Source organism: Pseudomonas putida, from assembly GCF_002906855.1.
Lineage (GTDB): Bacteria > Pseudomonadota > Gammaproteobacteria > Pseudomonadales > Pseudomonadaceae > Aquipseudomonas > Aquipseudomonas putida_N.
The window spans coordinates 1-8,396 of the sequence record NZ_MINI01000023.1; the positions used below are offsets into that span (position 1 = coordinate 1).

At 53.0% G+C, this 8,396-nt stretch carries 8 protein-coding genes; 4 read left to right on the forward strand and 4 right to left on the reverse strand.

What is annotated here, in order from left to right; translation table 11 throughout:
- Nucleotides 1–397: 397 nt before the first annotated feature.
- Genes BGP85_RS00235 through BGP85_RS00250 form a run of 4 tightly spaced genes read left to right on the forward strand, consistent with a single transcriptional unit; the run spans nucleotide 398 to nucleotide 4,118 of the window.
- Nucleotides 398–1,885, forward strand: a complete 1,488-nt coding sequence (locus BGP85_RS00235; protein WP_028692951.1) for a SulP family inorganic anion transporter — start codon at nucleotides 398–400, stop codon at nucleotides 1,883–1,885.
- Nucleotides 1,886–1,899: 14 nt separating this feature from the next.
- The gene (locus BGP85_RS00240; RefSeq protein WP_028692952.1) at nucleotides 1,900–2,751 is read left to right on the forward strand and encodes a universal stress protein; all 852 of its coding nucleotides are present in this window, start codon (nucleotides 1,900–1,902) and stop codon (nucleotides 2,749–2,751) included.
- A gap of 5 nt (nucleotides 2,752–2,756) precedes the next feature.
- Nucleotides 2,757–3,110 carry a TraR/DksA family transcriptional regulator gene (locus tag BGP85_RS00245; protein WP_028692953.1) on the forward strand — a complete coding sequence of 118 codons (354 nt, stop codon included), beginning with the start codon at nucleotides 2,757–2,759 and terminating at the stop codon, nucleotides 3,108–3,110.
- Between the two features lie 45 nt (nucleotides 3,111–3,155).
- Nucleotides 3,156–4,118: an SdiA-regulated domain-containing protein gene (locus BGP85_RS00250; RefSeq protein ID WP_028692954.1), complete on the forward strand. Its 963-nt coding sequence runs from the start codon at nucleotides 3,156–3,158 to the stop codon at nucleotides 4,116–4,118.
- Nucleotides 4,119–4,200: 82 nt separating this feature from the next.
- On the opposite strand, the gene BGP85_RS00255 is transcribed toward BGP85_RS00250, so the two are convergent.
- The 4 genes from BGP85_RS00255 to BGP85_RS00270 form a co-directional block, all read right to left on the reverse strand.
- A complete protein-coding gene (locus BGP85_RS00255; protein ID WP_028692955.1) occupies nucleotides 4,201–4,623 on the reverse strand; it encodes a hypothetical protein in 423 nt (140 codons plus the stop codon).
- Nucleotides 4,616–6,355 (reverse strand): tyrosine-type recombinase/integrase, encoded by a 1,740-nt coding sequence (locus tag BGP85_RS28800; RefSeq protein WP_223271185.1) that lies wholly within the window; start codon nucleotides 6,353–6,355, stop codon nucleotides 4,616–4,618. The genes BGP85_RS00255 and BGP85_RS28800 overlap by 8 nt, the downstream gene beginning before the upstream one ends.
- A gap of 98 nt (nucleotides 6,356–6,453) precedes the next feature.
- Entirely contained in the window at nucleotides 6,454–8,061 is a 1,608-nt protein-coding gene (locus BGP85_RS00265) for a hypothetical protein (RefSeq protein WP_070087031.1), read from the reverse strand.
- A gap of 10 nt (nucleotides 8,062–8,071) precedes the next feature.
- Nucleotides 8,072–8,396, reverse strand: a 325-nt coding sequence (locus BGP85_RS00270) for a site-specific integrase (RefSeq protein ID WP_146048953.1), incomplete at its 5' end; no start/stop codon positions are given.

The following is an 8,396-nucleotide window of genomic DNA, read 5'->3' on the forward strand; positions in this document are numbered from 1 at the left end:
CAAATTAACTCCCTAACATTTTTTTGATTATTTTCCTTCGTTCCTGATGGCGATACTCCTCGACTAAGCCTATTTCAGACGTGGCTTCGCAAAGCAGGGCGGCGGATCGCAATCGACGATAGCTTCACTGTATACTTTTGGCTCCGCATACCCCTTGAGCTACAGGAACACCAGCATGACTGTACTCCAAACGCTCTACTGGCAGCCTACGCCGCCTTAGCGCTACGCCCCCTCGCAACAACCTCGCCTCCGCCAGTTTCGCTGGCGGCTGCGTACTGCTGTATGCCCGGTTCTTACACCCAAAGCGCACAGCAAAATAATCCTCACAATTTGAATTCGTATCGACGCGCTCGCCATTTTCCTGGCATGCGTGCGGTGCATTGCTTTGGATATTCTGATGCTACAAACACTCAAACAAACGTGGTTTTCCAACGTCCGTGGCGACGTGCTCGCGGGGATCGTCGTCGCACTTGCGCTGATCCCTGAAGCCATCGCTTTCTCTATCATTGCGGGCGTCGACCCCAAAGTTGGTCTCTACGCCTCATTCTGTATCGCCGTGGTGATCGCCTTTGTCGGTGGCCGCCCAGGCATGATTTCAGCCGCGACAGGGGCCATGGCACTGCTGATGGTGACCCTGGTCAAGAACCATGGTCTTGAATATCTGCTGGCCGCCACGCTGCTGTGTGGCGTGTTGCAAATTGGTGCTGGCTACCTGAAGCTCGGCTCGCTGATGCGCTTCGTTTCGCGCTCGGTGGTGACCGGCTTCGTCAATGCACTGGCGATCCTGATTTTCATGGCTCAGCTGCCCGAGCTGACCAATGTCACCTGGCACGTCTACGCCATGACAGCCGCAGGCCTCGGCATCATCTACCTATTTCCCTATATCCCCAGGATCGGCAAGCTCATCCCATCGCCACTGGTGTGCATCATCGTGCTGACCGCAGTCGCCATGTCGGTTGGGCTGGATATCCGCACGGTCGGTGATATGGGGGAACTGCCGGATACGCTGCCAATCTTTCTCTGGCCTGACGTGCCGCTGACGTTCGAGACGTTGGCCATCATCTTCCCTTACTCGGCAGCGCTGGCCGTGGTCGGTCTGCTGGAGTCGATGATGACCGCGACTATTGTCGACGACCTGACCGACACCCCCAGCGACAAGAACCGCGAGTGCAAGGGCCAGGGCGTGGCCAACATTGCTTCGGGTCTGATCGGCGGTATGGCCGGCTGCGCGATGATTGGTCAGTCGATCATCAACGTGAAATCCGGCGGTCGTTCTCGTCTGTCCTCCCTGGCCGCAGGTGTATTCCTGCTGCTGATGGTGGTGTTCCTCGGCGACTGGCTGAAGCAGATCCCGATGGCTGCGCTGGTGGCAGTGATGATCATGGTGTCCATCGGCACCTTCAGTTGGGATTCGCTGCGCAACCTGAAGAAGCACCCGTTGTCGACCAACATTGTCATGGTCGTCACCGTTGTGGTCGTGGTGGCCACCCACAACCTTGCCTTCGGCGTGTTGGCCGGCGTGCTGCTGGCCGCGATGTTCTTCGCCAACAAGGTTGGCCATTACATGGCGATCAGTTCTTCGCTGGACGAATCCGGCGAGCATCGTAGCTATAACGTCACTGGCCAGGTGTTCTTCAGCTCGGCAGACAAGTTCGTCGCGGCCTTCGACTTCAAAGAAGCCCTGAACAAGGTAACCATCGACCTGAATCGCGCCCACTTCTGGGATATCACCGCAGTTGCTGCCCTGGACAAGGTGGTTATCAAGTTCCGCCGCGAAGGCACCGAAGTTGAAGTGTTAGGTCTCAACGAAGCGAGCGCCACTATCGTGGATCGATTCGGAGTTCACGATAAACCCGACGCCATTGATCAACTCATGGGCCACTGAGAAGGAGAACAACGATGACCCAAGTAATTGCCTGTATCGACGGTTCCACCTCGGCTCCAGCTGTGTGCGACTACGCAGCCTGGGCCAGTCTGAGCCTGGAAGCCCCGCTGACCTTCTTGCATGTGCTGGATCAGCGCCAGTACCCAGTTGCGGCCGACTTGAGTGGCAATATCGGCCTTGGCAGCCGCGAGCATCTGCTCGATGAGCTTGCTTCCCTGGATGAACAGCGCGGTAAGTTGGCCCTGGAGCAGGGGCGGATCATGTTAACGGCCGCGAAAGAGCGGGCCATGACGGATGGTGTGACCGCGCCGGAGTCCAAGCAACGTCATGGCGATCTGCTGGAAAACCTGCAAGAGCTGGAAAGCGAAACGCGCCTATTGGTCATCGGTCGCCAAGGCGAGTCTAGCGGCGGTCTGAGTCAGCATGTCGGAAGCCAGCTGGAGAGCGTGATTCGTATCATGCACCGGCCAATCCTGGTCACCCCGGCCAACTTCCAAAAGCCCGAGAGCGCGATGCTGGCCTTCGATGGCAGCGCTACTACCCGCAAGGGTGTGGAGATGCTGGCGGCCAGCCCCCTGCTGAAGGGGCTGCCGATCCACCTGGTGATGGTTGGGCCAGTGAACGACGAATCGTCCGCGCAGCTGGACTGGGCGCAGAAAGTGCTGCTCAACGTCGGATTCACTGTTCGCGCCGAGACCCTGAACGGCGAGATAGAGCCTACCTTGCACGCCTATCAGAAAGAGCACGGCATCGACCTGCTGGTGATGGGGGCCTACGGTCATTCGCGCATCCGTCAGTTTCTGGTCGGCAGCACCACGACCAGCATGCTGCGCACCACCACTGGCCCACTGTTGCTGCTGCGCTAACGGCCATGGACGACGCCCTCGATCTTGCCCATTTCAAGACCCTACTGGAACAGCGGGCTGCCGAGCTGGATCGGTTGCTGGAAGACGCTGAGTCTCGCTCGCAATCGGTGGAGTTGGATCAAAGCAAGGTAGGGCGTCTGTCGAGGATGGACGCACTCCAGCAGCAAGCGATGAACGATGCCATCCGCAGTCGGGCGCAGCATGAACGCGTCCGCCTCCAGCTGGCCCTCAAGCGTTGGCACGAGGGCGAGTATGGCTGGTGTAACCAATGCGGCGAGTTGATCGCCTCGGGCCGCCTGGAATTCGATCCGGCCACGCCGTTGTGCATCACCTGTGCGAGCCGCGCCGAGTCGGATTGAAACCATGACAGCTCGTGACGTCAGTCCCAATTAACGAGGCTTCTAATGTATTTGATGGCTAAAAACTGGTTGGGCCGAACACAGAAAACAAGTGCCTGGATGTGGGCACTGCTGTGCTTTGTATTGCTTACCGTATTCCAAGTCCGCACCCATCACCTTGATGATCGGTTGTACTTCTGGATCAAGACCCACTGGCACACCGACGATTGGCAGGAGCGCTCTGTGTGGCTGCCTGACTATCGGGTTGAGCTCGATGCTAAGCCGGTTCCCGGTGTGGACAACAACCTTTCGGGCCTGACCTTCGACCCTGACCTGAACCTGCTATGGGCGGTTACCAACGGCCCAAACGAACTATTGGCCCTCAGTCGTGACGGTGACGTGGAAAGGCGCTATAGCCTGGACGGTTTCCACGATGTGGAGGCGGTGTCCTATGCCGGCAACGGCCAACTGGTAATCGCCGAGGAGCGCCGGCAGAGCCTTGTTATCGTGGATGTCCCCCTCGCCGAAGGCAGTAAGCTTTCTCCCGGTCGCTCATTGAGCCGAGACCAGTATCCAGCTCTGACCTTGGCACTTGGCAAGGCGGACAACAAAGGCCTTGAAGGGCTCGCCTACGACCTGAAAGGTGATCGCTTGTTTGTGACCAAGGAGCGTGACCCTCGCCAATTGCTGGAAGTGGGCGGCCTTCGTGCCAGCCTGGCAGGAGGTTTTTCCCTGCACGTGCGCGACCTGTCCAACTTGGTAAAGGACAAGGTATTTGCCACTGACTTGTCTTCGGTCGTCTTCGATCAACAGAGTGGCCACCTGATATTGCTCAGCGACGAGTCGAAACTGCTGATTGAAATCACCGATGAGGGCAAGGTGGTGAGTTTCCGCTCCTTGGCGAGGGGGTTTGCTGGTTTGCTGAAAGGCATACCCCAAGCCGAAGGCGTAACCATCGACGATGAAGGGTATTTGTACGTGGTCAGCGAGCCGAACTTGTTCTATCGCTTTACCCGCGAGACAGACTGACCAGTCAACAAGCTACAGTCAGGCGTGGCCGGGACGCTTGAACTGTTAGCGTGCGATTTTTACGAATTCTGCGGGTTCCCCATCAGGGCCTAGTTGGCCCTGGTTTCAGAGGGAGTGCGGTGACCTTACCGTTGGCAACCGCCTTCAGCTGAATCATCTCGAATATTAGTCGCTGGTTAACCGAAGCCAGCCGAGCTACCTCCGCTAAAAGCTGATCATTCTCTGCACGGAGCACCCTGTTCTTTTCTTTCTCGCTCATCAACGCTTGATGCTTAGAGTCTCGCTGGGCTCGCACCGACTTGCCAACGATGTTGCGAATCCTTTCCGCTATGCTTGGGTAAGTGTTATGGATGAGTCCCGGAGTCACACCTGCGGCACGGGCAACGGATGTGATGGAAAGCTTTCCGTCACCAGCAATGAGATCGTCGACGACCTTGTTGAGCGCGGCGAGTGTCTTCGACCTGGAGCGAATAGGAGAGTCAGGGCCCACCGCCTGTCTAGTCATTTGCCGCCTCCTCCATTTCCTCAACTGGAGAAAGGCCAAGGCTGGTAATTACATCTAGTGCAACCTGCAAGTCGCGTTCTGCGCGCTGCCTAACAGCCGGGCCTGCATCCTCAATTTTTATCAGCTCTCGCTGTTGAATGTAGATGTCCTGCCAAGTGCTGGCGAAGACTTCATCGATCACCGAATTTTTGCACCCTGGACACCGTGTGGCTTCGTATAGACCAGCACCTCCGCAGCCCCGCTCTGTGGCGATGCACCAGCCGTGTCCAGTCGCACGAATGTTGGCATGTGGGGCGGTCTGGGCAAGCAAAGCAGCTCTATCCTTGATTGGAATTGCCCGCAATTCCACAATCTTTTCGCCAGCGCCCCCTGCCAGTGGCTGATCATCGAGCCATGATTCGATCAGGTCAATTTTAAACTCTGTCATCTGCTGGAAGATCTCATCAAAGAGAGTCAGGTCTTGCTGCGGATTGGATGCATAGAGTTGGGTCATACTCATGCTGCTGTGTTTGAACTGCCATTTGAGGTAGATCAATGAAGTGCGGCCCATACGGGATTCTACAAAGCATCTTGCATATGTTCGCCTGCATTGATGCGTCCTCAACGGCCAATCGCTTCCAGCGGCTTTAGCTATACGGTCAAACGCAGCATTGGATGCTTGCCCGCTGAGAGCCTCAACATGATGGCTTTCCTGAACTTTCCCTCCTTGTGTGTTTCGTCCCAAAAATAGTTTATTCGCGTCTTTTCGGGCTTTTTCGAGCCTAAGGAGATGTTCAGTTGAATACGAAAAATCCCGATTGCTTGCAAGCTGTCTAATCTCTTCATCCAGCTCTTTTCTGATGGGTGCTGAATATTTTGCCAAAAGACTTAAAGCTTCAATCGTTAGTTCTGGCACAAGATATTCGACTTGGCCTTTACCTGTCTTGTGCTCGACTGTGGTCACCCAGCAAAAATTAATTCCATTTCTTAACTCTTTGCGCCAAGCGCCAACCTCAATTCCAATTGCCTCGTCATTGCGCATGCCGCTAGTGATTGAAACTATATACAGAACAGCATCTCTGCAACGAATTGCCATCCGTTCATCACTAGGATGATATCCAATACCATTGACTGCCAATTCGGCCTTCATCTCCCGGACAATGCTTTCGCAATAGTTGAAAATCCTAGATTGTTCATCATGAGGAATGATATCTGTTCGCCCGACGTTTTTAGTGGCAGCACCCAACCCTTTTACATTCGCGACCCCACAAATCCGCCACAATGTCGAATTACCCCAAGGATAACTCTGAATGGGAAACATCGTGTCGACAGAAAACACCCAAAGAAAATCAATAACCCGTAATCGCCCATACAGCGGGAGAGGCCTTAACTTCAATTCATATTTGCAATGATGAACGTAATTGCTGACATGGATCGGACGGACATCTGCAAAGCTTGAAACTCCTAGATTGTTTAACCAGCGAACAAAAGGCATCACGCTGACGACGGCGAAAGTAGTAATGCCCCGTGCGATAGGAGGTTTGGATCTAGGCATTCCTCTTTTAAACCAAGCATAAGCAACAGCTTTGCAGTCATCAATAAGCGCCCGAGGCATGCCCATATCCCAGTTGATGAATTTATAAGAATGAGCAATATTGGCCTGATCAAAAAACGGGCGAAGATCCCACTGTGCATCGCCAAACCTGCTAAGAACGAAGGTTTCTCCATCTTCATTAACGATAGCGCTGATCACGATTGCATCCCGCTCTGCGGGACTTAGACCATTCGCTGAAACTGGCTGTGCGATGAGGACATCATATGCCTTTAACACCGCATTCGTGGTTCTTATGCTCAAATTTCGCCGCCCAATTTTTTCTTCATGAACTCGATTTTTTTAGCCCAGAACAAGTGCGGAGATGACTCAGCCTGAGCCCTTGCTTGCGAAACCAATGCAAGATCAAACTTCTGGGTGAAATCATCTATCAATCGAATATAGTCAAACTGACGCTTGCGCCATGCGCCCCACTCGTCCGTGAGAAAGTATTCGACTTCTGCATACAAGAATTGTTGGTAGCTGAACAGCCGGTATAAGTCCTCCAAGGTGCCTACAATTGCATAGCTAGGGCAACCGAGGCAGTGGATGAATTCAGAACAATGATTGACGCCATCCTTTGGTGCCAGACTACCGTAAAGGCTATCTTTGCAGCCGCCTGGTGGGGTTGGTATAACGTTTATGCCACGTAGTTTGTCCGGAAAAGCCTCCCCAACAAATGTCGCCCCGTCGACCTTGATCTCATCGTTGATTTTCAAATAGTGATTATCGGCGACACCAGGGGTATGACCCATAACGGAGGAAACTTCTATAATGTCGCCACCGCTCAGTTTCCACAAACGGCTTTCCATAGTCTTTCGCAGCCGACTAAGCGTGACATTTAGCCGATTGCCTTGATCATCCTGAAGCGCATGACGCTCACAAATGCTTTTTGCCGTGACATATAAAGCACCGGGTGTAAGGGTAACGATGTCGTTCGAGCGGCCAGGCTGGCCCGAGCGATATAACCACACACATGAAGATATTTCATCAGGTGCCAGTGCTACGAGTGGCTTAGAAATCTCCAGCGCCTTATTGAGGACTGCCACCCCATCCAGGGGAATAGCACTGTACTCATCTAGCAGATTAGTCTGACGGATTGTTTTGCTCTGTGCGCCTTTACCTCGACGTTTGACGGTAGTAATCAACCTGAGATTAGGAATAAATGGGTGAGGCTGTAGGGCATCCCTTTTCATCTCCAAGAGCGGCGTAGTATTGATTCCAGACCTTGCCGCAGTAATTAGTAGCAATACAGCCATCGCCTCCGCGCCATTTCCAAGGAATGTACCCTTATGGATGGCAATAAGATCTGACTTCAAAGCGCCAATCAGCCTTTGCATTTCACCCAAGGTGAGCGGATCTGCATCTTTAGTGCTCTGCGAATTATTAGGAAATGGATTGAGGGGCAAAAGATCGTCAAGATTAACTTCAATAAATCCATATTCAGCCAAAACAACAACTAACGACTTGAAGCTAGTATAGTAATTCTTGGCTGTCGAGCCGTTAGGGTATTTTAGCCTCAGCCAAGAGATGTATCGATCCAAGTGGCTTTTGGTAAGACTGTTTGGCGTTGCAGGTGGCGACTTGACCGAACCTCCACTCAAGAAATTTATAAAAAATCTCAGCCCGTTCGTAGAGTAACCAATCAAGGTCGTCACTGAGAAGTTTCCTCCTTGTAGCAAAGCTTTGATAACGTGAAGACTTTGAATTGCCCAAGCGTCGAAGCCCAAGCCTAAATATTTCGTATGATCGAGTTGCCTGTGGTTTCTCGGGTTTCTCGGCAGGTCAATCTTGATATCATCTTCGACAGCCTCGAATCCTTTTGTAACCGACCGCATAACCGCCTTGTAGCTTTTTTGCCGAGCCAATGGTGCTACCTCAAATACGCGAAACCGAATCAGTCATAAACATCATGTCAATTTCGTCCTCGTGAGCAAGGACGGATTGGGCTTCAAGCTGGTTTATGAGATGCAAATAGATCATAGTTGTTTGCACATCTGAATGCCCCAGCCTATCTCGGACATACAACAATGGCTCACCTTCAAACTCTTTGCTTTTTCGAAGAGCAAGCAAGGTATAAGTCCCATAGGTGTGGCGTAGCATGTGGGCCCGAACATAGAAACCGCACTTTCTTTCATAGGACTTCATAACGTCCACTACGGAATCTTTTGAATAATGCCTGCCTTCATTAGTCAGCAGCAGC